Origin of the sequence: Marinobacter sp. es.048 (assembly GCF_900188435.1) — a bacterium.
Taxonomy (GTDB): domain Bacteria; phylum Pseudomonadota; class Gammaproteobacteria; order Pseudomonadales; family Oleiphilaceae; genus Marinobacter.
On the sequence record NZ_FYFA01000001.1, the window covers coordinates 1964217 to 1986886 of the forward strand.

20 protein-coding genes are annotated in these 22670 nt (G+C 58.4%); 15 read left to right on the forward strand and 5 right to left on the reverse strand.

The window, feature by feature from the left end; all coding sequences use genetic code 11:
* Positions 1-32: 32 nt before the first annotated feature.
* Both CFT65_RS09090 and CFT65_RS09095 read left to right on the forward strand, forming a co-directional pair.
* Positions 33-1682 carry an autotransporter assembly complex protein TamA gene (locus CFT65_RS09090; protein ID WP_088827721.1) on the forward strand — a complete coding sequence of 550 codons (1650 nt, stop codon included), beginning with the start codon at positions 33-35 and terminating at the stop codon, positions 1680-1682.
* The gene (locus CFT65_RS09095) at positions 1679-5440 is read left to right on the forward strand and encodes a translocation/assembly module TamB domain-containing protein (RefSeq protein ID WP_228705811.1); all 3762 of its coding nucleotides are present in this window, start codon (positions 1679-1681) and stop codon (positions 5438-5440) included. Before CFT65_RS09090 ends, CFT65_RS09095 begins: the two co-directional genes overlap by 4 nt.
* A 2-nt stretch (positions 5441-5442) precedes the next feature.
* On the opposite strand, the gene CFT65_RS09100 is transcribed toward CFT65_RS09095, so the two are convergent.
* From CFT65_RS09100 to CFT65_RS09110, 3 genes are read right to left on the reverse strand one after another with little or no spacing between them, the layout of a single operon-like run.
* Positions 5443-6147: an SIMPL domain-containing protein gene (locus CFT65_RS09100; protein WP_088827722.1), complete on the reverse strand. Its 705-nt coding sequence runs from the start codon at positions 6145-6147 to the stop codon at positions 5443-5445.
* Between the two features lie 31 nt (positions 6148-6178).
* The gene (locus tag CFT65_RS09105; RefSeq protein ID WP_088827723.1) at positions 6179-6913 is read right to left on the reverse strand and encodes a gamma-glutamyl-gamma-aminobutyrate hydrolase family protein; all 735 of its coding nucleotides are present in this window, start codon (positions 6911-6913) and stop codon (positions 6179-6181) included.
* On the reverse strand, positions 6906-7907 hold the full coding sequence (locus CFT65_RS09110; protein ID WP_088827724.1) for an amidoligase family protein: 1002 nt from the start codon (positions 7905-7907) through the stop codon (positions 6906-6908). The genes CFT65_RS09105 and CFT65_RS09110 overlap by 8 nt, the downstream gene beginning before the upstream one ends.
* A 210-nt stretch (positions 7908-8117) precedes the next feature.
* On the opposite strand from CFT65_RS09110, the gene lexA reads away from it, so the two are divergent.
* Positions 8118-8729, forward strand: coding sequence for a transcriptional repressor LexA (gene lexA, locus CFT65_RS09115; protein ID WP_008177448.1), 612 nt, complete (start codon positions 8118-8120; stop codon positions 8727-8729).
* Positions 8730-8771: 42 nt separating this feature from the next.
* The gene (locus CFT65_RS09120) at positions 8772-9263 is read left to right on the forward strand and encodes a cell division inhibitor SulA (protein WP_088827725.1); all 492 of its coding nucleotides are present in this window, start codon (positions 8772-8774) and stop codon (positions 9261-9263) included.
* A gap of 4 nt (positions 9264-9267) precedes the next feature.
* Here CFT65_RS09120 and CFT65_RS09125 read toward each other — a convergent pair whose 3' ends face one another.
* Together CFT65_RS09125 and CFT65_RS09130 are read right to left on the reverse strand one after the other, a co-directional pair.
* The gene (locus tag CFT65_RS09125; protein ID WP_008177453.1) at positions 9268-9528 is read right to left on the reverse strand and encodes a hypothetical protein; all 261 of its coding nucleotides are present in this window, start codon (positions 9526-9528) and stop codon (positions 9268-9270) included.
* 51 nt (positions 9529-9579) lie between these two features.
* Positions 9580-10092, reverse strand: coding sequence for a DUF6586 family protein (locus CFT65_RS09130; RefSeq protein ID WP_088827726.1), 513 nt, complete (start codon positions 10090-10092; stop codon positions 9580-9582).
* A gap of 224 nt (positions 10093-10316) precedes the next feature.
* On the opposite strand from CFT65_RS09130, the gene CFT65_RS09135 reads away from it, so the two are divergent.
* The 11 genes from CFT65_RS09135 (at position 10317) to fliJ (ending at position 22578) form a co-directional block, all read left to right on the forward strand.
* Positions 10317-11675, forward strand: coding sequence for a DUF1329 domain-containing protein (locus CFT65_RS09135; protein WP_088827727.1), 1359 nt, complete (start codon positions 10317-10319; stop codon positions 11673-11675).
* A 17-nt stretch (positions 11676-11692) separates the two neighbouring features.
* Entirely contained in the window at positions 11693-12022 is a 330-nt protein-coding gene (locus CFT65_RS09140; protein ID WP_088827728.1) for an SOS cell division inhibitor, read from the forward strand.
* A 70-nt stretch (positions 12023-12092) separates the two neighbouring features.
* Positions 12093-13544 (forward strand): sigma-54 dependent transcriptional regulator, encoded by a 1452-nt coding sequence (locus CFT65_RS09145; protein ID WP_088827729.1) that lies wholly within the window; start codon positions 12093-12095, stop codon positions 13542-13544.
* Between the two features lie 230 nt (positions 13545-13774).
* A complete protein-coding gene (locus CFT65_RS09150) occupies positions 13775-15013 on the forward strand; it encodes a sensor histidine kinase (protein WP_088827730.1) in 1239 nt (412 codons plus the stop codon).
* A 12-nt stretch (positions 15014-15025) separates the two neighbouring features.
* Positions 15026-16489 carry a sigma-54-dependent transcriptional regulator gene (locus tag CFT65_RS09155; RefSeq protein ID WP_088827731.1) on the forward strand — a complete coding sequence of 488 codons (1464 nt, stop codon included), beginning with the start codon at positions 15026-15028 and terminating at the stop codon, positions 16487-16489.
* Positions 16490-16737: 248 nt separating this feature from the next.
* Positions 16738-17106 (forward strand): flagellar hook-basal body complex protein FliE, encoded by a 369-nt coding sequence (fliE, locus tag CFT65_RS09160; RefSeq protein ID WP_008173058.1) that lies wholly within the window; start codon positions 16738-16740, stop codon positions 17104-17106.
* A gap of 15 nt (positions 17107-17121) precedes the next feature.
* Entirely contained in the window at positions 17122-18831 is a 1710-nt protein-coding gene (gene fliF, locus CFT65_RS09165; protein WP_088827732.1) for a flagellar basal-body MS-ring/collar protein FliF, read from the forward strand.
* A complete protein-coding gene (fliG, locus tag CFT65_RS09170; RefSeq protein WP_088827733.1) occupies positions 18824-19867 on the forward strand; it encodes a flagellar motor switch protein FliG in 1044 nt (347 codons plus the stop codon). The genes fliF and fliG overlap by 8 nt, the downstream gene beginning before the upstream one ends.
* A complete protein-coding gene (locus tag CFT65_RS09175) occupies positions 19867-20760 on the forward strand; it encodes a flagellar assembly protein FliH (protein ID WP_088827734.1) in 894 nt (297 codons plus the stop codon). The genes fliG and CFT65_RS09175 overlap by 1 nt, the downstream gene beginning before the upstream one ends.
* Positions 20741-22135, forward strand: a complete 1395-nt coding sequence (gene fliI / locus CFT65_RS09180; RefSeq protein ID WP_014577634.1) for a flagellar protein export ATPase FliI — start codon at positions 20741-20743, stop codon at positions 22133-22135. Before CFT65_RS09175 ends, fliI begins: the two co-directional genes overlap by 20 nt.
* Positions 22135-22578, forward strand: a complete 444-nt coding sequence (gene fliJ, locus CFT65_RS09185; protein ID WP_088827735.1) for a flagellar export protein FliJ — start codon at positions 22135-22137, stop codon at positions 22576-22578. Before fliI ends, fliJ begins: the two co-directional genes overlap by 1 nt.
* Positions 22579-22670 lie beyond the last annotated feature (92 nt).

The window sequence follows — 22670 nt, forward strand, 5'->3', positions numbered from 1 at the left end:
CGTGGGTTTGCGCGCAACAGGTGGTTGTGAACATGGAAGGAGACTATCCGAAGCTGAAATCAAATGCCGAAGCCTTCATAGGTGAGGTTGAAGGTCGAAGTGCGGGCAACCTCAGGCGTTACGCCTCCACGGCTGTGGACCAGGCCCGGGAGGCATTGCGGGCCCTCGGCTATTACAGTCCCATGATTGATTGGCGTATCGAGCAGGGCGATTCGGATTCTACCGCCACGCTGATCTTGTCGATTACCCCCGGTGAGCCGGTGCTGATCAAGTCCCGTGTCGTTGAGATCAGGGGCCCGGCAGCCGCTGATGACCGGTTTACATCCAACCTCCCTGCGCAGCCCGCCGAAGGGGATATTCTCAATCATGGCCAATACGCCAATCTCCGCGACACCATCCAGACCCGTGCCCGTCGGCGTGGATATTTTGACGGCAACTTTGTCACCAGAACCCTGGAAGTGGATCCGGCGACCCGAAGTGCTACCGTTACGCTCATCTATGAGAGCGGGGAAAGGTACCGTCTGGGAGAGGTAACATTCGAGGAGGGACACTGGTTTGAGATCGGCCTTCTGGAGCAGTTTGTCTCCTTTGAGCCGGGTATTCCCTACCATGCTGATGAGATAGCAAGGCTCAATCGGGACCTCCAGAACAGCGGGTATTTCAGTGGCGTTGATATCGATGCCTCACCTGGCAGTACCGAGGACGGCGTGATCCCCGTACGCGTGGAACTCACCAGGCGGGAGGCCCGCTCCGTCGCGGCGGGCGTCGGATTTTCGACAGACGTCGGGCCAAGGTTCCGGGGTAATTGGCGGGAGCACTGGATTAATCCCATGGGCCACAAACGTGGTGCGGAAACGGAGCTTTCGGTACCAAGGCAGAACCTGAGCACCTGGTACGAGTTGCCCCTGGATCCGCCCATGACCGATCTGATCCGGCTGACCGCCGGATACCAGCGGGAGGATATCGAGAATGTGGAATCGGAGCTGCTGAGCCTGGGGCAGCAGTGGCAACATCAGTTAGATAACGGCTGGCTGCAGGTATTGTCGCTGCGCTGGGAAGGTGAGCGTTTTAACATCGGCAACGACGAGAAAGGTACAAGCACACTCCTGCTGCCCGGTGCGGGATATTCGAAAATACATACGGACTCGCCACTGGACCCATCCCGGGGTTATCGCCTGCAGTTCGATGTCACCGGTTCGCATCGGGCGGCGCTGTCCGATGTAGATATCCTTCATGTAAACGCACTGGTCAAGGGGCTGTTTACGCTGGCGGACAAGCACCGGTTTCTGGGTCGTCTGCAGGCAGGGGCTGTGGCAACCAACCGGTTTGAAGATGTGCCTCCATCCTTGCGTTTCTTCGCTGGCGGTGACCAGAGTGTGCGAGGGTATGGCTATGAAACCCTGTCGCCAGAGAACGATAATGGCGTTCCGGTGGGCGGACGCTTCCTGATGGTTGGCAGTGCCGAGTATCAGTACCAGTTTGCGGACAAATGGCGTGCCGCCATGTTCGTCGACCACGGCAACGCGATCAACAATCCGAGCGATCCGCTGGCCACCGGCGCCGGTGTCGGCATACGCTGGATCAGCCCGGTCGGGCCGCTGAGGCTGGACATAGCCAAAGGATTGGATCGTGAATTCGGCGGGGATTGGCGCATTCATTTTTCCATGGGGCCTGAGCTGTGACGAGGACACCGGAAACATCAGACGACAGGCCGCACGAGCAGCCGGCACGCCCGCGCCGCCTCCGGTTCTGGCTGCTGGTAGGGCTGGCGGTATTGATTCTCGTGCCTGTCCTTGTTGTGGCCGCTGTTTTGCTGGCCCTGCGCTCCGAGACGGGGACAGCCTGGGTTATAGAGCAGGTGCCAGGGCTTCAGGTGGAAAATGACCAGGGATCGCTGTTTGGTCAGTGGCAGGCCGACCACCTGCAATGGCGTGGCTACGGGGTTGAAGTGGTCGTTGAGTCGCCACTCGTGGACTGGTCCCCTTCCTGTCTGTTACGAAAACAGCTCTGTATTGAGAATCTGGAGGCAGAGACTCTCGAAGTCTCCCAGTTGCCCCCGGCTGACAAATCCGAAGGCGGGAGCCCCATTATACTGCCGGGCGTGGACCTGCCCCTGGCGCTGAATATCGGTGGCGTCCGGGTAGGGCCTTTTACCTTCAACGGCACCCGGGTCTGGGACCGGTTTGAGCTGGACGCCGGGGGATCGGGCGCTGACTGGAACATAAAGCGCGCCTGGTATCAGTTGGGAGAATACACGGTGTCCGCCGCTGGCCGGATAGAAACCCGCAGGGACTGGCCTGTCAATCTGGAAGTCAAAGCTGACATCCCGCCGCCTTACGGAGATGAGTGGCTTCTCGACGCCCGGCTCTCCGGCAGCGTTCGGGACCTGATGGTCGCTGCATCCAGTCGTGGCTACCTGGATGCTGAACTCTCGGGGGAAGTCGAGCCGCTCGATCCGGCCCTGCCGGCTCAGCTTCGGCTAACCTCGGATCAGTTCCGCGCAGCGCAGGCCCTGCCGGAAACCCTGGTGCTCAAGGATTGGTCCGTAGACGCCCGGGGTAGCCTGCAGAAAGGTTTTCGTACCCGAGGTCAAGCCACGCTGCCGGGTACAGCAGGCCCGGTGCATCTGGCGCTGGAAGGCTTGGCGACCACCCGAGCGGCCGAGAACATCCGGATTGAGCTGGCAACCTTGCGGGAAAACGGAGCCGGGCAGGCCACTGTGGTGGCCAATGGCAATGTTTCCTGGAGTGAGGGCCTGGAAGCCAGTGCCGATATTCGTTTGCGCGGATTTCCCTGGTACACGCTGGTCCCGGGCCTTGAATCGCCGGCGGTTGCGCTTCGGTCGCTGGATGGTACGGTGTCCTGGCGAGAGGGGAGCTACCACGCGGAGCTTGAAGCCGGTGTTGATGGTCCTCAGGGCAGCGCCGAACTGGCGACTACTGTGGACGGCGACACTGAGCAAACCACACTGACCGACCTGAGAGTCAGCACCGGGGCGGGGTCCCTCACCGGCAATGGGACTGTGAACTTTTCCGGGCCGCTTTCCTGGCAGGCGGCCTTGAGCCTGAAGGACTTCAATCCCGGTTATTGGGTGCCTGTCCTGGAAGCCAGTCTCAGCGGCGATGTGACGACCGAGGGACAACTCGGGGATGGTCCGGTACCTGTCATGAATGCAGGATGGAATCTTGAGGGCGACTGGCGTTCCAGTGCGGCGTCTCTGCAGGGCCAGCTTGATACCTCATCTGGCAGTTGGAAACTGTCCAACCTGAGCCTGTTGGTGGGCGACAACCGGCTTGAGGGGAGCGGTACATGGGGCGATGTGTTGCGGGGTGAGCTGGCTCTGAACCTGCCCGCGCCGGAAATTGTTCTGCCCGGCCTGACGGGGAATCTGCAAGCCAGTCTGACTGCAGAAGGAACACCGGAGCGCCCGACGGGAGAGCTGACAGCGAGTGGCAAAAACCTGGTCTGGCAGGATCAGCTTGCCCTTGAAACCCTGAGTCTGGAAGCCGAGCTGCAAGATGGGCTGCGCCTTGTCAGCCGTTTGCAGGCGGAAAGCCTTGAGGGGTTCGGGCAAGAACTTGAAACGCTCACTCTGGAAGCCAATGGCACCCAGGGAGAGCATGTCGTGAGCATCAGCGCGAGTCATGCCGAGGCTGACCTTGAGCTGGGTTTTGCGGGAGGCTCCGGCACTGACTGGAAAACCTGGCGGGGAGAGCTGTCACGGGGCGTGATTGACCTTCCGGAACAGGCCCAGCGATGGCAGTTGAATTCGCCGGCGACCCTGGCATACGACGCCAACGGTGAACTCACATTTGGCAATCATTGCTGGCGCTGGCAGCAAAGTACGGTTTGTGCCGAAGACCAGACGCTGCTCCCGGTCCCCCGAATTGCCTATCGCATTGACCGTTTCCCGACAGTGGCCCTGGCACCCTTGCTGCCAGATACCTTGCGTTGGGTCGGACGGATCAACGGAGAGATTGATTTCACCACCACCGGGGACGGCCCGGACGGACGCGTTTTCCTGGACGCCGGTGAAGGACAATTCCAGTTGCTGTTGGACGGGGAATGGGAATCGCTCACCTACGAAACCCTGACGACCGAGGTCGGCCTGAAGCCGAACCAGGCCAATCTTGCGGTCCGTCTTTCCGGCCCGGAACTTGGCGATTTTGCCCTGGATATGGAACTTGATCCGAACTCGGCGAACCGCGACGTCGAGGGGTCTTTCAGTCTCGAAGGACTGGATATTGCCTTCGCCGGACTGCTTTCCGGGCTGGATGAAGTTGCCGGTCGCGTTAACGGTCAGGGCCAGCTCTCCGGCCCTTTGATGAAACCGGCTGTGACCGGCGAACTGCACCTCGTGGATGGCCGGGTTTCCGATCCCCGCCTGCCGTTGCCGATCCAGGAGATGATCGCCAGCCTTCAGTTCTCCGGCTACTCGGCTCAGATTAGTGGCAGGATTCAGAGCAATGCGCGAAGCCAGACCGTTGTCGATGGCGAAATCGACTGGCAACAGTCTCCCCGGGGAGAAATCACGATTTCCGGGAGCCGTGTGCCATTCAACCTGGAGCCCTATGCGCAGCTTGAGGTGGAGCCGGACCTGACCATTGTTTTCAGTGAGGGAGCCCTGGAGGTAACCGGGCAGGTCGGGGTGCCAAGGGGCGACATCGAGATACAGGGTTTGCCGGAGCAGGCTGTGTCGGTATCGGAGGATGAGGTCATTGTCGGCGTGGAACGGGAAGAGCCGGTGGTCCGTTCGTTGAACATGGATGTGACCGTGGTCGTAGGGGAAGACCGGGTGACGTTTGCCGCCTTCGGCGTGACCGGTGATCTGAAGGGTTCTCTTCGGATTGGCAATGACATGGACACTCGCGGCACGCTTCAGTTGGTTAATGGTCAGTATGAGGCTTATGGTCAGGAGCTAGAGCTCAGGCGGGCAAGGCTGTTGTTCGTCGGCAATCTCACCCAACCCTATCTGGATATCGAGGCCGTTCGTACCGTGGACACTGTTGTTGCCGGTATTCGTTTGACCGGACCTGTTCAATCGCCCCAGACAGAAGTGTTCTCGAACCCCGATATGCCGCAGACGGAGGCGCTTTCCTACGTCATTCTGGGCAGAGCGCCCCAGAGTCGAGGTGATGAGGGGCAGATGAGCAGGGCGGCATTGTCCCTGGGGCTGACCCAGGCCAACAAGGTGACCGGGCAGATTGGCGAGGAGTTTGGCATTCGCCAGCTCACCCTCGAAGCCGAAGGCGCCGGCGAGCAGACGTCGGTGGTAGCGAGTGGTTATCTGACGGACGAGCTGAGCGTCCGCTACGGGGTTGGCATCTTCGAGCCAATCACTACCGTCGCTCTTCGCTACGACCTCGGCCGCTACTTCTATCTGGAGGCTGCCAGCGGGCTGGCGGCCTCCCTGGATATTTTCTACACCCGGGATTTCTGAGCTCAGTCCAGTTCGAAGGTAGCACTCACTGAGGCCTGGATTTCCCGCTCACCCACGCGCGATACGGTATCCGACATGGATTTGGCCTCGGCCATCATCATCGGCACCGGGCGGTGTCCGCCATTAATGTTGATGGTGACCACATCACCGCAGGTCTGGTCGAGCTGGCTGGCCACGAATCGGCACCGGGCCTGGGCGTCTGCGATGGCTCTGGCAAGCGCTTCCTGCTCCATACCGGTCTCATCCGAGTGGAAGAACTGGTGAGGGCCCAGATGGTAATCCAGGCCCACCGCCTGGGCCTGCTGGAGAAGGGGATTGAGCAGATTGAGGTCACTGATGCTGAAGCTGATGGTCTGCGAAGCCACGGCCTGTTTGCGGGGCTCATCATCCCGTTCCTGTGCAGGTAAGGTTCGGGTGTAAAGGTTCACTGTGGCGTCTGAATAGTCGTTGAGTTGATCCCGGTACTCGGTAATCCCCTCCCGCCACTGCTCCATCAGCGCCTTTACGCGTTCGGTAGCCTTCTGGGGGAGTTCGTGCCCGGCACTGGCGGTAAACTGGAGTCTGGCACTGTCCGGCTCGTATCGGACACTACCTTCGCCTGTGAGCGTCACTTCGCCCGCGATTGCCAGGGTTGGCACTGCGAAAGCCAGGGAAAACAGAAAGCGCGGCTTAAGGTTTAAACGGAGCTTGCGGTTCCGTCCTTTCATGGTAGTGCCTCCTTTGGAAACCGTTGATGGGTCAGGCTTCGCCGAAATCCGGTTCCAGGCGCGCCAGTTTGTATCGGCGGGCGGCATCCACGAACTGGCCAAAGATGCGTCGGTGTCCGCCATGGTAGAGAAGGTATTCAGGATGCCACTGGATGCCCGTCAGCCACTGGCGTCCGGTGCTTTCAATAGCCTGTACAAAAAGATCATTGTCCACGGCGGTCACGCGCAGATTTCGGCCCAGGCGCTTGATGGCCTGGCTGTGAATCCGGTTGGCGCCGATGACTGGAGAGCGCATGGCTTGTTCAAGCCGGCTATGCGTTACCAGGCGTACGGTTTGCAGGGGTAATAACAGTGGACGGTGCCGGGTATTGACCCTCAGCGGAGTCACGTTCTGGCACAGGGACCCGCCGTGGAAAACGTTGATCAACTGGGCACCTCGACAAATCCCGAGCACCGGAATACCAATGGCCTCAGCCTGTTCAAGCAGCGACTGATCGGTTGCGTCACGCTTGCGGTCATAGTTTGCGGTCACCTGCGGCTCTTGACCATAACGTTCCGGATGGACGTGGGTGCCACCTGACAGCACCAGGCCATCAAGCATGGCTACGGCGACCCGCGCCCCGGGCCGAATGTAGTGGGTCCGGGCACCGTGCAGACGCAGGCCAAGGCTGATAAGGCGGTGGGCAAGGCTTTTGCGAGTGGGGCCGCTGATGCCGATGGTCAGGCCCGGAACCTCAAGTTCCTGTTCTTTGGACTCTTCAGACATACCCGTTCTTGGCCAACCAGTCGTTGGTGGTTTCCCGCCAGCTGTGAGTCAGGTTGTGAAGGTTCAGTTTCCGCCGCTCGCGAAACAGCCTGCGCATGTCGGCCAGATCGTCGGGATTGTTGGCCAGCTGCTCCAGCACGACCCAGTCGTTCCACACGGTTGAGAAATGCCAGCCGGGATTGTCGATATCGCAATCCGGCAACCGATAATGCAGGGTGGGCCGGCTTTTGATTCTTGGATCCTGAACGTGGCGTTCCAGGCGTTCCCTGTCCAGATGCGCAAACAGCGGAAGCAGGTCAAGCGCACGGTTGCGGGTGGGATTGAACTCCAGGTAATCCTCCATGAGCTCCCCGAGATTTGGTTGGTAGTTGTCTTCCATCAGAAGCTCGGTGTAGCGACCGTGCCAGGGTTCGATATAGGTGGTGAATTTTCGGCTGACATCCAGTTGATGCCGGTGCTTGAGCCAGTCATAAAGAGCTGCGAATGCCTGAAAGTACCGTACCAGTGTCGCCGGGCTGAGGTCAGGCAGTTCGGGGTTCAGCTGCAGGCCAAACGCAAAATAGATGGCGTCTCGGCTTCCGAGTGCCCCGGCGCTCCTGAGCTTCTCTACGAGGGTTTCAATCACGTCGACGCTGGAAAATTTCAGGGGCGGGCTTATGATCTCGAGGGGCACCACGCGCTCGGCGGCAGCGTCGATCACATCCATCGCCTGTCCACCCAGTTCACGGATGGATTCGGGGAGACGCTCATCCGCCAGATCGAGATCCTTGATCGGATCGGAATCAAGCTCCACCGTGAAGTCACCCAGGGCCGTCTGCAGTGTGGTCACATACCGTGATTTGAGTTCTGGAGTGCCCTCAAGCATCTTCGCTGCCAATGTAACCAGCTCGTCGTAACCCAGACCAGACAGTTCGATCTCGACGCCAACGCGGCGTTCCTTCCCTTCGTTCGTCTCTAGGATGTCAGGCATCCTGCAGGCACTGACTTGGGTCATGGTGCTCCCTGGTTCGTGAGAAATCGTGCCCTAACCATATCACACCGTTGTTGATCCTCATTATTAAGCGGATGCAAGAAAATCGGGGACCTGGCTTTACACTGGATAAAACACTGTATATAGTCAGTTTACTGTATAAAAAAACAGGGCTCCCGGAGCGGTCTTTCCGGAAACGAAATTCTGACCCCGGCCCCGAGATAGCGGAGTAGCTTGATGAAGCTGACGGCAAGGCAGTCACAGGTACTGGATATCATACGCCGATACGTCGATGAGACCGGTTATCCGCCAACTCGCGCTGAAATCGCAGCGGAGCTGGGTTTCCGTTCGGCCAACGCTGCGGAGGAACATCTTCGGGCTCTGGCAAGGAAGGGTGCCATTGAAATGGTGCCGGGAGCCAGCCGCGGTATCCGTTTGCCTGAGGCGGAAGAGGACCTGGGGTTACCGGTTATTGGCCAGGTCGCTGCCGGTAGTCCGATCCTCGCTCAGGAGCACATTGAGGACCACTGCACCCTGCAGCCGGAATTCTTTTCGCCGTCGGCAGATTATCTGCTGCGGGTCCGGGGCATGAGCATGAAGGATATCGGCATTCTCGATGGCGATTTGCTGGCAGTGCACAGCACCCAGGATGTTCACAATGGCCAGGTGGTCGTTGCCCGGGTCGGCGATGAGGTCACGGTAAAACGTTTCCGAAAGGAAGGGTCGAAAGTCTACCTGATTGCCGAGAACGAAGAATTTGCACCCATTGAAGTGGACCTGACCGAACAGGAACTGTTCATCGAGGGTCTGGGTGTTGGTGTTATCCGCCGCTCTGATCTGCACTGATCAGTCCGGATAGCCTCAGATAGCTTGAATAACGGGTGAATTATGGAACAAATGAGCTTTAATCAGAATCTGGCCTACAATCCCAATGCTCTGTCCTGTTCAGTGCCGGCAACCGCCGCCCGCGAGCGACGTTCCGTCATTCGCGCCCGACGTTCCCCGGAAACCAACGAGGCCAAGGTCTCTGGCAATGTAACAGAAATCATTCTGCCGGAAGGCCAGGTAGAAAACTTCCAGCTGCTGTTGCCCATGCTGACCCAACTGAACCAGGAAAAGCGTTGGCTGGCCTGGATTGATCCGCCTCAGGCATTGGTTAGCAAGTGGCAGAAAATGCACGGGATCGTGGCTGGCGAGTTGTTGGTGCTTCGCTCAACGCCCGACTACCCTGCCCAGGAGCTGGCCGAGCGGGCCCTCAGTGCGGGCACGTGTCATGCGGTGGTTATGTGGACCCGTAAACTGGGCCGCGCTGCCTTCGAATCTCTGCAAAAAGCCTCTGCCGAGGGAGACAGCCACGGCGTTGTTCTCAGGCAGCGTTAATCGATCAATGAAGAGTGTAGGAGGGCTGGGCGTCTGAGGCGTCCAGTTCGTCATCTTCCCAGTCGATATCGTGGGCAACATTGCCGACGGCCTCAATGCCAGCTGCAATCATTGCTTTGGCAACCGACATGTCCCGGTCTTCCATCATTTCCCGGGCTTCTTCCGAAAAAGAGATTTTTACCAGTGGCGCACTGTCATCATCAATGCGGCGCAGGGCGTAGTCGCCATTGGTCAGTTGCACGATTTCAAAAAACGATGGTGACATTCAATAAACCTTCAAGTTAATAAGATCTGGATAACCGGAGCCCCGACTGGCTTACCACTCGCTGTGCTGGTCTTCCAGATCGTCTGCAAAATGTTTGACGGCACTCAGCGTTTTCAGTAACGCGGCCGAGGATCGATCCGGGCCGGAATCGGCGGACACTGCAATAATGTTCTCCGCGCTCACGGTTTTTTTGGTCTCTGGTGGTCGGCTTTGCGAGCGTTCCAATTGTTCCATGTGGTTCCACCAGCTACCCGAACGCTTTTCAAGCTCTCGCAGCCGACCGATTTCATTCGGTTCCGCTCCGATCATAGAGGCCAGTTCGTCCAGAGTTGCAGGTTCCTCTGATTTTCTCTGGTACAGCCTGGCAATCATCACCAGCAATAATTTGCGGGACCTGAGGAGCAGCTCAATTGCCCCTTGAATCGCTGCTTCCCGGCGCAAAGCCTGTTCCGCTTCGTTAGGGGATTGCCCTTCACCCTCGACCGTTGGCTGATCCAGTTGCCCCAGCAAAGTGCGGGCGAGAAAGAGTTTTTGCGAAACCAGCGAATGCCATTGCGAGGCCATGGAATACCTTCAATCCCCCAGCGCGGGTGTAATCCCGGAAAATTAATTGCCCACTATACCATTCTCGGTGGCAAATTTCTTCAACTGTCTGTGCAGGCCGGTTTCACAATAAAATACAAACATTCGCTTGAAACGAACGTTTGAATTTGGCAAAAAGGCGCCCGGCTGAGCGACTTCTGATCGTTGCGGCTGCCCAACAGCAAGAACTTCTGGAGGTGTAAGGGATGCGAAGCCACATCGTTGCAGGTGTCGCCCTGATTTTTTTCGGTTTTTCAGGACAGACTCTGTCGAAAGTCACGACCGCCGAAGCCGAGCGGCTGGGTGGTGATCTTACTCCGGTTGGCGCCGAGAGGGCTGGCAACCGGTCAGGCAGCATTCCCGAGTGGATCGGAGGTCTAACCACGCCTCCGGAGGGCTGGCGCAAGGGTCAGATTGAAATTGATCCGTTTCCGGAAGATGGGGCGCTTTTTGTCATAACCACCGAGAATCTTGACCTTTATCGCGACAAACTTTCGGATGGCCATATCGCCATGCTGGAAAAGTATGGGCCTGACTTTTTCATTCCTGTGTATCGGACTCGCCGCACGGCGGCGTTTCCGGAGCATGTCTATGACAAGTTCCGTGAGAATGCCCTTACAGCGCAGTTGCTGGACAATGGCAATGGTGTACGGGACACCATCATGACCAGCCCGTTCCCGATCCCCAAGGACGGCCTGGAGGTGATCTGGAACCACATCCTTCGCTACCGGGGTGAAGAAATTTCCTTACGCAGTGCGTCGGCAACGCCTCAGAGGGATGGTTCTTACAACCCGGTGGTCAATGATTACGACTATTACTTTGCATACAGTAAGAAGGGCGCGGAGTTGGCGGAAATCGATAACAAGATTTTCTACCTGAAGACAGACACCATTTCACCGTCGTCACTGGCTGGCACCATTACACTGGTACACGAAACCCTTGATCAGGTGCGGTCGCCGCGCCTGGCCTGGCGGTATGATTCCGGCTCTCGCCGGCTCCGCAGGTCGCCCAACCTTGCTTATGAGACCGACCTGCCGAATTCATCGTCATTGCGGTCGGTGGATCAGAAAGATATGTACAACGGCGCGCCCAACCAGTACGACTGGGAGCTTAAAGGTAAGCGAGAGCTGTTCGTGCCCTATAACGCCTACAAGCTGCACGGGCCGGAGGTCGAAGCCGATGATGTGATTCGTCCGGGCCACATTAATCAGGAGCTGACCCGTTATGAGCTCCATCGGGTGTGGGTGGTCGAAGCGAAACGCCGCACCGGAATCAGCCATATTTACGATCGGCGCGTTTTCTATGTGGATGAAGACAGCTGGCAGATCCTGGCTTCCGAGGAATACGATGCGGACGGAAACCTGTGGCGCGTGTCCGAAGCCCACAATATCAGCTATTACAGTGAGCCGGTGTTCTGGACTACCATAGAAATGACCTACGACCTGAAGGCGGAGCGTTATTACATTGATGGGCTGGATGATGGTTTCCCGGCGTATGATTTCAATCCCGGGTTCCGGGGCAGTGAGTTTACGGCCTCAGCCGCTCGCCGTGACGCTCGTCGCTGATTTCCAAGGAGACCGACATGGCAGACCCACAAGCTCATCTTGATCATCTCGATCAGCTGATGGCCGATCTTGGTCGCGCGCTCGCAGACAAAGACTGGGAAGCGATGGCCAGCCTTAACGAAAAGGTGAAGCCGGCAGTCGAGCCCCTGATGGCAGCCCTGGAAGGGGGAGAAATCGAGGCGGAGCCGGTGAGGCTCCGCTTGCAGGAGCTGCAGCAGTTTATTGACGCAGCGGATGAATCCGCGCGCATTGCCCGCACGGAGGCGGAAGATGGCCTCAAGGGAGTAAACCGGAATCGGAGCGCAGCAAAGGCCTATCAGAACGTCTCTTCGAATCGACCAAAATAGCGTCATAAAATTGACTCTGCCGTCCTTACAGTCTTAAATACCGCACAAATCCCTCAAGAGATTCGGTTGAATGTCTAAAAATAACAAAGTGCTGGTGCTGAGCGAGGATGATTCAAGATTGCGGGACATGGTCACCATTCTTGAGTTCATTGGCGAGGAGCAGGTCCTTGCCAGCGATGAAGCCAGAGCACTTTTGAGCAGCGGCGACGAGGAAAGCCTTTCAGATATTGCGGTCGCGGTAGTGAACGGAGAGGATGCCGGGGTCACCGAGACGATTATGGCTGTTTGCAATGCTGTTCAGGGAGTTCCGTTGCTGTTGGTTGGACACCCCGAACTAAAGGGCCTTTCTGATGATACCGGCGCCCGCATTATTGCCCGCATGGAATGGCCGCTGAATTACACCAAGTTTGTTGACTCGCTCTACCGTGCCCAGATTTACCGCGACCAGTTCAGCCGCTCCCGGGAGCGGGGCCAGCAGCGCGGTCTTCAGCTCTTTCGCAGCCTTGTGGGAACCAGTCGCAAGGTCCAGCAGGTGCGCCAGTTAATGGAACAGGTGGCCAACAAGGACGTCAGCGTTCTGATCACCGGCGAATCTGGCACCGGCAAGGAGGTTGTTGCCCGAAACCTGCATTATCACTCTTCGCGGCGGGAAAAACCGTTCGTGCCGGTAAACTGTGGTGCCATTCCGGCTGAATTGCTGGAAAGCGAACTGTTTGGCCATGAAAAAGGCGCCTTTACCGGTGCTATCACGGCTCGGGTGGGGCGCTTCGAGTTGGCGGAGGGCGGCACCCTGTTTCTGGATGAGATCGGTGACATGCCGCTGAACATGCAGGTGAAAATTCTCCGGGTGCTGCAGGAGCGCACGTTCGAGCGGGTCGGCAGCAATCGGACCCAGTCGGCGGACGTACGGGTAATCGCAGCCACTCACAAGCATCTTGAAGACATGATCGAGTCCGGGGATTTCCGGGAAGACCTTTACTACCGCCTGAACGTGTTCCCCATCGAGATGCCGGCGTTGCGTGATCGGGTGGAAGACATTCCCCTGCTGATCAACGAGCTCATTTCCCGGATGGAAAAGGAGAAGCGGGGCTCTCTGCGGATGAATTCGGCAGCCATAATGAGTCTGTGTCGTCACGACTGGCCCGGCAATGTGCGTGAACTGGCCAATCTGGTCGAACGCCTGTCGATCATGCATCCTTATGCTGTGATAGGCGTACAGGAGTTGCCCAAGAAGTTCCGCTACGTTGATGACTACGACGAGAATCGTCCGGTCGAGGATACCGGGATGCCTTCCGGTATCCCCGGGCTGGTGGGCCTGGATGCGCCGGCGTTGTTGCCGGTGAATGGCATCGACCTGAAGGATTATCTTTCCAATCTTGAGAAGCAGCTGATCCAGCAGGCGCTGGACGAAGCCGGCGGGGTGGTGGCAAGGGCTGCCGAGAAGCTTCGGATTCGTCGCACCACCCTGGTAGAAAAGGTTCGCAAGTACGGGCTTCGGGAAGAGGAATCCGAGGAGTCCTGAGCTGGGTAGTCCGCATTTTAATGTTCCTGAAACGGCGTCAAAGGTTCGTAACCTGAGGCGTCGTTTCTGTTTCTGACCGACGTAAAATTGTCATTCCGCTCTTTCGAAATTCCCTTCCTCACTGAAAAATAAAGAAAAAATCAAGTTGGCACGGTGCTAGCTTAGGAACCTGCAAACGAAGTATCCGAACTATTGGGTCCGAACCGACGGGCCGATCGGGGAGTCAGGTTATGAGTCAGGCACAGTTTGTTCTTCAGTCCGGCGCGGGTGGCGCGAAAGCCAACGCTGCGGCGGATGTAAACGACAAGGTTACGGCCCTGTTTCCGGAGCAGGATCACGAGGCGGTGGATTCCGCCCTGGAACTGTTCAACCGGATGTCGCGACAGATTACCGACTCGTACCGAACCCTTGAGTCGCGGGTTAACCAGCTTTCCGGCGAGCTGAACCAGGAAACGCTTCAGCGTCAACAGGAGCTTGAAGAGAAAGAGCAGTTGGCGGACCGCCTGTCTACCTTGCTGAACGCACTGCCTGCCGGCGTTGTGGTTCTGGATAGCCAGGGCGTGGTAACGCAGACTAATCCGGCCGCCATTGCGCTTCTGGGAGAACCCCTGGATGGCGCCCGCTGGGTTGATGTCATCCATCGCTGTTTTGCACCCCGGCGGGACGATGGTCACGAGGTATCTCTGAAAGATGGTCGCAGGGTCAGCATCGAGATCCGGACCATGGAAAACCAGCCCGGCCAATTGATTCTGCTGACGGACCTCACCGAAACCCGGCATCTCCAGGCGCAGCTGGCCCACGCCCAGCGTTTGTCGGCCATGGGTAAGATGGTTGCATCTCTTGCTCACCAGATCCGCACCCCGCTGTCTGCAGCCATTCTCTACGGCGGCCACTTGAGCCAGGAAGACCTGGATGAAGAGATGCGTCAGCGCTGTGCCTCTCGACTGATGTCGCGCCTGACCCACCTGGAGCAACAGGTGCGGGATATGCTGATCTTCGCTCGCGGCGAGACCCGGCTGGCAGAGGAGCTGTCTGCCGGCAAACTGGTCTCGGCACTGGCTTCGGCAGTCGAGGGGCTGAAGCCGGCTCCCGGTGCAAAAGTGGATCTCGAGAACGAAATCTCCAGTGACTGCCGGCTGATGTGTAATCGGGATGCCCTTGTTGGCGCCTGTACCAATCTTGTGAATAACAGTCTTGAGGCTGGAGCCACCCATGTTGCAGTTCGCGTAACCGAAGAAACCGGCGAGCTGGTCATTCGGGTTCTGGACAACGGACCGGGATTTGAGCCCTCGGACGCGGCCCGGTTAACAGAAGCTTTTTACACGACCAAGTCCCATGGCACCGGGCTCGGCCTTGCGGTGGTGCAAGCCGTCATCAAGGCGCATCAGGGGCGGTTCTCCATTGAATCGACGAAGCAGGGCGGCGCCATCGCTACGTTGCGTCTGCCGCAATTACGTAACAGAAACTGATCGGAGGCAACCATGGCGAAGGCCCAGATTCTGATTGTTGAGGACGACCATGACCTGCGGGAAGCGTTGGTAACCACCCTTGAACTGGCAAAATTCCGGGTGCGGGAAGCATCCAATGCCAGCGAAGCCCTTGAGCGACTGGCGGAGTCTCCGGTGGATATGGTGGTCAGCGATGTCAACATGCCGGGTCTGTCTGGGCATCAGTTATTGGCTGAAGTTCAAAGACTGTATCCGGGGCTGCCGATGATGCTGATCACTGCCTATGGACAGATCAGCGATGCAGTGTCTGCCATGCAAGCCGGCGCTATCGATTATCTTGTGAAGCCATTCGAACCTCGGTTTCTGGTGGATGCCGTCAGCAAGGTTGTTGGCGGCGGGCGCGAGAAAGCCAGTGATGAGCCGGTAGCAGAAGATCCGATCAGCAAGCGGATGTTCCAGCTGGCGACTAAAGTGGCCGGCAGCGACTCCACCGTTATGATCTCGGGGGAGAGCGGAACCGGCAAGGAAGTCCTTGCCCGGTTTATTCACCAGCAATCCCCGAGGGCGGATCAGCAGTTCGTAGCCATCAACTGTGCGGCGATTCCTGAAAACATGCTGGAAGCGATTCTGTTTGGGCACGAGAAGGGCGCCTTTACGGGCGCCGTTGCCTCTTCGCCAGGCAAATTCGAGCAGGCCAACGGTGGCACCATTCTTCTGGACGAGATTTCGGAGATGGATCTGGGGCTGCAGTCCAAGCTGCTGCGGGTTCTACAGGAGCGGGAAGTTGAGCGGGTTGGTGGTCGCAAGACCATCAGTCTGGATGTCCGGGTAGTGGCGACCACCAACCGGGATCTGGCGGATTATGTTCGCGAAGGCAAGTTCCGGGAAGATCTGTACTACCGTCTGACGGTCTTCCCCATGCACTGGCAGCCGCTCCGGGAGCGCCCGCTGGATATCATGCCGCTGGCCACGTCGCTGCTTAAAAAGCATTGCCGAAAAATGAAGCTGACCGGGATTAACTTTGCCCAGGACGCGAAAAGCGCGCTGATGAATCATCAATGGCCGGGCAATGTCCGGGAGCTGGATAATGCCATCCAGCGAGCACTGGTGCTGCACCAGGGTAATGTCATTCATTCCGGCGATCTGTGTCTGGAGCTGGGCATCACCGGCCGGCCGGATCTGCGCAGCGTGGAGCCGGTTTCGCAACCCGAAACCGTTGCCAGAACAACCGGCGAGGCGGACACTTCAGACTCTGAAAGTTCCTCTTTCGGGCAGCCGTCTCAAGGGCAGGGTGACGAGCCTGATGGCGCGGTTTCGTTGGGAGATGATCTGAGGCAGCAGGAGTTCCGTATTATTATACAGACACTCCGGAAAGAGCGTGGGCGTCGCAACAGGGCCGCAGAGCAGTTGGGGATCAGCCCCCGCACACTCAGGTACAAGCTGGCCCAGATGCGAGACGCCGGAATCGATCTGGACGCCGAAATGGCCTTGGTCTGACCCACTGCAAGACGAACTCCTTTATTGGCACCCCTCGGGGTGCTTTTTTTATCCCCCGTTTCCAATGCCTCCAAAGGCAACCCGCCTGTCGTCAAAAGTCCGTCATTGATTTCTCCTGTATCAATGCGGTCTGATCTAACTATTTGATATTAAATATTAAAATATAATTGGCCTGCCAATTGCTTGATCGAAACTAACAGCACCCAAGAGCAATGCCGTCCCGGGGAGGGCGGAGCCAGGAGAGAGTTATGGTTCAGCGTGCCGACATCAACAGTGTTTTGTCCGATATCCGGTCCCTGCGTTCCCAGATGATGCAGAACCAGCGGGTCGAGCAGGATCAATCGGTTCGTGGCCGCATAGACGGCCCTCGCCAGGTTCAGGAAACCCAGGAGACGCCCAGCTTCAATGACATGCTGAGCAACGCGGTGAACAACGTGAACGACCTCCAGAAAACTGCGGGGGATCTGCGAACCGCATACGACATGGGCGATCCGAACGTGGACATCACCCGTGTGATGATTGCCGCCCAGAAATCCTCTGTCTCCTTCGAAGCGCTGACCCAGGTACGTAACCGGGTGGTTCGGGCCTACGAAGACATTATGAACATGCCGATCTGATAACGGAGCAGAGTCATGGCCAGCGTACCTGCAGAAACCAACGCCTCCAACATGCCGGCAGCCCGAGAGGGAGACGCACCAGAGAGTCGTAGCGACCTGTTCATGGGGTTCAACCGGCTCAATCTGTTACGCCAGATCGGCCTGATGGTGGGGCTTGCCGCCAGCGTGGCGCTCGGATTGGCGGTCGTACTCTGGGCCCAGGAGCCGAACTATCAGCCGGTGGTCGGCGATCTGTCTTCTTACAACCCGCAGGACGTCACCAGCATCCTCGACAGCAGTGGCATCGAATACAAAATGGATCCCCGCACCGGCGCGTTGCTGGTGCCCTCTGACCAGGTCTACGATGCGCGCCTGAAACTGGCCGCCGAGGGTGTCACCGATCGTAAAACCATGGGTTACGAGTTGCTGGACCAGGAACGTGGTCTGGGTACCTCCCAGTTCATGGAAACTATCTCTTACCGTCGCGGGCTTGAGGGTGAGCTGGCGCGCACCGTTGCCAGCATGCGCGGTGTCAGAAATGCCCGCGTGCACCTGGCAATCCCGGAGCGCTCCGTATTTGTCCGCGATGCCCGCGATCCGTCTGCTTCGGTATTTCTCGAAGTCTTTGCCGGCCGACGGCCGGAACAGGAACAAATCAACGCCATTGTGAACCTGGTTGCCGGCAGCGTTCCCATGATGAGCAAGGAACACGTCACTGTTGTTGACCAGAACGGGAACCTGCTGACCGGCAAGGAGAGCCAGAGCAATGCCGATCAGATGGCAGACCAGTACGAGTATACCGCCAAAGTCGAGGAGCGCCTGACACGTCGGGTAGCCTCTCTCATTGGGCCCATTGTGGGCGACGGACGCTATCGTGCCGAGGTTTCAGCGAATCTGGACTTTTCCTCGGTGGAGCAGGCAGAGGAATTGTTCAACCCCGAGCAGCAGGCGGTACGCAGTGAACGTGAGCTGACAGAGCAGCGCACTGCTGGCCCCCAGGGCGGCATTCCAGGTGCACTGGCAAACCAGCCGCCGGCCGATGCGACGGTTCCCGAGCAGGCTGCTGGCGGCGATGGCGAAGCGGCCGCTCCTGCGCCGGTAAATGTGCGCAGTGAATCCACCCGGAACTACGAAATGGATCGCACCGTCAGCTATCGGCGTCAGGAGCTGGGCAGGGTCAAACGGGTGACTGTGGCCCTGGCAGTGGATGACATGAAGGTGGTGGATCCCCAGACTGGGGAAGTCAGCTACGAGCCTTGGCCGGAGCAGGAATTGCAGCGGTTAAGCATGCTGGTTCGGGATGCGGTGGGCTATTCTGCCGCTCGGGGTGATAGTGTTACCGTAATGAATACGGCATTTGCCCCGGAAGAAGCCGTCGAATTTGAAGCTCCGGCCTTCTGGGAGCAGCCCTGGTTCTGGGACCTGATGAAGCAGGTGCTTGCAGGTCTGGTCATTCTGGTTCTGGTGCTTGGGCTGCTGCGTCCCACGCTGAAGAGTCTTTCTGGCGGTGGCCAGCGCGAGCGCGGCCTGGATGCCGGCTCCGGCAGTGGCGGCGGGTATGGCGGTCTTGATGACATTGAGGGTGGCGATGAGCTGCGCAAGGCTATGTCCTCCCAGGATGATCTGCTTTTGCCGGGTGCCACAGACGGTTATGATAGACAGCTGAACGCATTGAAAGGTCTGATTGCCGAAGACCCGGCGCGGGTCGCACAGGTAATGCGCCAGTGGGTGAATGTCGATGACTGAGCAAGCCAATCAACAGGGTGGCGGTGAGCCGCAGAAGCCGCAGCGGAAAATCCCGCGTGTGGAGCAGGCTGCGATTCTGCTGATGTCATTGGGCGAGGCGGACGCGGCTGAGATCCTAAAGCACATGGGCCCAAAGGAGGTTCAGCGTGTGGGTGTGGCCATGGCCCAGATGAAGGATGTCAGCAAAGACGAAGTCACCTACGTGATGAACCAGTTTGTTGATGCCGTGGGTGGCCAGACCGGCCTGGGTGTGGGCAATGATGATTACATCCGGACGATGCTGACTCAGGCTCTGGGCGATGATAAGGCATCCAGCCTGATCGACCGCATCCTCATTGGCGGCAACACCACCGGCCTTGATACCCTCAAATGGATGGAGCCCCGGGCTGTGGGTGACATCATTCGTTACGAACACCCGCAGATTCAGGCCATTGTTATTTCCTACCTGGATCCGGATCAGGCGGCTGAAATTCTTGGCACCCTGGACGAAAAAGTCCGCCTTGATGTCATGATGCGGGTGGCATCCCTGGAAAGTATCCAGCCCCAGGCGCTGCAGGAACTCAACGACATTCTGGAAAAACAGTTCTCTGGCGGTGCCGCTTCCCAGACCAGCCGCATTGGTGGTGTCAAACGGGCGGCGGACATCATGAACTTCATGGATCGGAGCATTGAAGGCAATCTGATGGATTCCATCAAGGATATGGATCCGGACCTTGCCAGCACCATTGAGGATCTGATGTTTGTGTTCGACAACCTCAAGGAAGTGGACGATCGCGGTATCCAGGCACTGTTGCGGGAGGTGTCTTCGGAAGTTCTTGTGGTTGCGCTGAAAGGAGCCGACGAGGAGGTCCAGAACAAGATCTTCAAGAACATGTCCAAGCGTGCAGCGGAGTTGCTGCAGGATGATCTTGAAGCCAAGGGGCCAGTCAAGGTCAGTGAAGTTGAATCCGCCCAGAAAGACATTATCACCATTGCACGCCGTATGGCCGAGGCCGGCGAAATCTCCCTCGGCGGTGCCGGCGAAGAAATGATGTGATGAAAGATTCCACCCGTGACGTCAATCGCATTCCCAAGGAACAGCTGACCGCCTATGAACGGTGGGAGCTGCCCCTGCTGGATGCCCGTGGCAATGAAGTAGCGCGGGAAGAGGAGCGCGAGGTCAAACCCTTGACCGCCGCCGACATTGACGAGATCCGCGAGGCGGCCCGGGAAGACGGCTATAACGAGGGTCAAGAACAGGGTTACCAGGATGGTCTGAAGGCCGGCAAGGAGGAAGGCCATCAGGATGGGCTGGAAACCGGCCTGGCAGAGGGCAGGGAGCAAGGCAAGAGCCAGGGCTACGACGATACCCGCAAGGAAATCGAGACCAAGCTTGACCGTCTCGAACATCTGCTCGGTGAGCTGCTGCTGCCGATCAAGCGCCACGAGGACGAACTTGAAACCTCTCTGGTCAACCTGACCACGGTCCTGGCCCGGGCGGTGGTCTATCGTGAACTGACCATCGACTCCTCCCAGATCCGTCACGTGGTTCGCCGCGCCATGGAGGCGCTACCCTCCACCGCGGAAAACATCCGCATCCATATAAACCCGGAAGACTGTGAAATGGTCCGAGAGGTGACCGCCCGCCTTGAAGCGTCCGCTTCCGTCATTGAAGACGCCAGTATCCTGCCCGGTGGCTGCAAGGTGGAAACCCGCCATAGCCTGGTGGATTTCACGGTTGAAAAACGTTTCCAGCGGGCCGTGCAGAGCATGCTGGACCAGCAGATGAGCGACAGTGATGGCGGAGAAACCGAGGAACTGGACTCCATGATGGAAGACCTGACCGGTTTCCATCGGGACGTGCTGGATTCCCCGGAGACCGGGGATTCCTCCGACGATCCGAAGCCGGCGCAAAATGAAGGTGACGGTGATGACCTCGAGCCTCGCTGATCGCCTCAACCGCTTCCAGGGCTTTCTCGGAAACGAGCCCGAACCTGAGCTCTCGGGCCGGCTGACCCGCATGGTGGGCCTGACACTGGAATGTGTCGGCTGCCCTATGGTTGTCGGTGACCGTTGCGTGATCTTTGGCCAGAACACTGGCAACGTTGAAGCAGAGGTGGTGGGTTTCGAGGACGACAGGGTTTACCTGATGCCTCTTACGGCGATTGAAGGGCTCAAGCCCGGTGCCAGGGTAGTGCCCCTGTCCGCCGCCAGCCGTGTTCCGGTGGGGCCCCAGTTGCTCGGTCGGGTGGTGGATGGCAGTGGCGAGCCTCTGGATGGAAAAGGGCCCCTGCAGGCCGAAGCCCGCGTCGCGCTCACCGGCGACATCATCAACCCCCTCAATCGCGCGCCGGTGCGACAGTCCATGGATGTTGGTATCCGGGCGATTAACGCGCTGATGACCGTCGGCCAGGGCCAGCGCCTTGGTCTGTTTGCCGGCAGTGGCGTGGGCAAGAGTATGCTGCTGGGCATGATGACCCGCTTCACCGATGCCGACATTACCGTTGTAGGCCTGATTGGTGAGCGAGGGCGTGAGGTAAAGGAATTTATCGAAGACATACTGGGCGAGGAGGGGCTGTCCCGCTCAGTGGTGGTGGCCGCGCCTGCTGATGACTCGCCCTTGATGCGGCTGCGCGCCGCCATGCTGACCACCCGGATTGCCGAGTATTACCGGGATCAGGGCAAACGGGTGCTTCTGTTGATGGATTCTCTTACCCGCTATGCACAGGCCCAGAGGGAGATCGCTCTTGCCGTGGGTGAGCCGCCGGCGACCAAAGGCTACCCGCCCTCAGTGTTTGCCAAACTGCCCCAGCTGGTGGAGCGAACCGGCAACGGCCGTCCCGGAGGTGGGTCGATCACCGCATTCTACACCGTGCTTACCGAAGGCGACGATCAGCAGGATCCGATCGCCGACGCCGCCCGGGCAATTCTGGATGGCCACATCGTGCTTTCCCGCCGGCTTGCCGAAGAGGGACACTACCCCGCCATTGATGTGGAAGCATCGATCAGCCGGGTGATGCCGCAGGTAACCGAGACCGAACATTTTTCCAGGGCCCAGCGATTCAAACAGGTGTATTCACGCTACCAGCAGGCCCGGGATCTGATTTCCGTGGGCGCCTACGTGAAGGGTTCCGATCCCGAGACGGATTTTGCCATCACGCACATCGGCAATATGCGCCAGTTCCTGCAGCAGGGGCTGAATGAGAGTGCACCGTTGAAAGAGAGCGTCGACCAGTTGCTGGCGGTAGTGCCAGAGCGTCGCTCCCCCGATCGGCGCAAGTCGGCCGTGCCGAATCCGGCAGCCGGTGGCGGAGGTGATGCCTGATGCTGCGTTCCCGGCGCCTGAAAGTGGTTCTCTCCCTTGAAGAACGTAAGGAACAGGAAGCCCTGGAACGAATGGGTGAGGCCCGAAAACTGGCCGAACAGCAGCGAGAACAGGTGCAGAACCTGAACCGTTACCAGCAGGAATACCGGGACCAGATCCGGAACAGTCAGCAAGGCGTGGTGCAGGTGTCCCGGCTCCAAGCCTGGCAGGCCTTTATCGGGCAGCTGGATCAGGTGATCCGGCAGCAGCAGAATCAGCTGGAACAGGCGGAAAAGGTCTTTGAGGCCCGCAAGCAGGAATGGCAGCAGGCCTGGGAGCGCCGGCGTGGCATGGAAAAGTACATTGATACCTGCCGGCAACAGGAGCAGAAAGAGCAGGATCTGCGCGAACAAAAGCTCTCGGACGAGGCAGCCGGGCGGGCCTTCAACCGTCGTCGGCAGTGAATCTGCTCCTGCATCAAACAAATCCGGATGCAAAATCAGACCACTCAGCTATCCTTACCCGAAGAAAGGCTGGTGAAAAACACCGGTTGAAT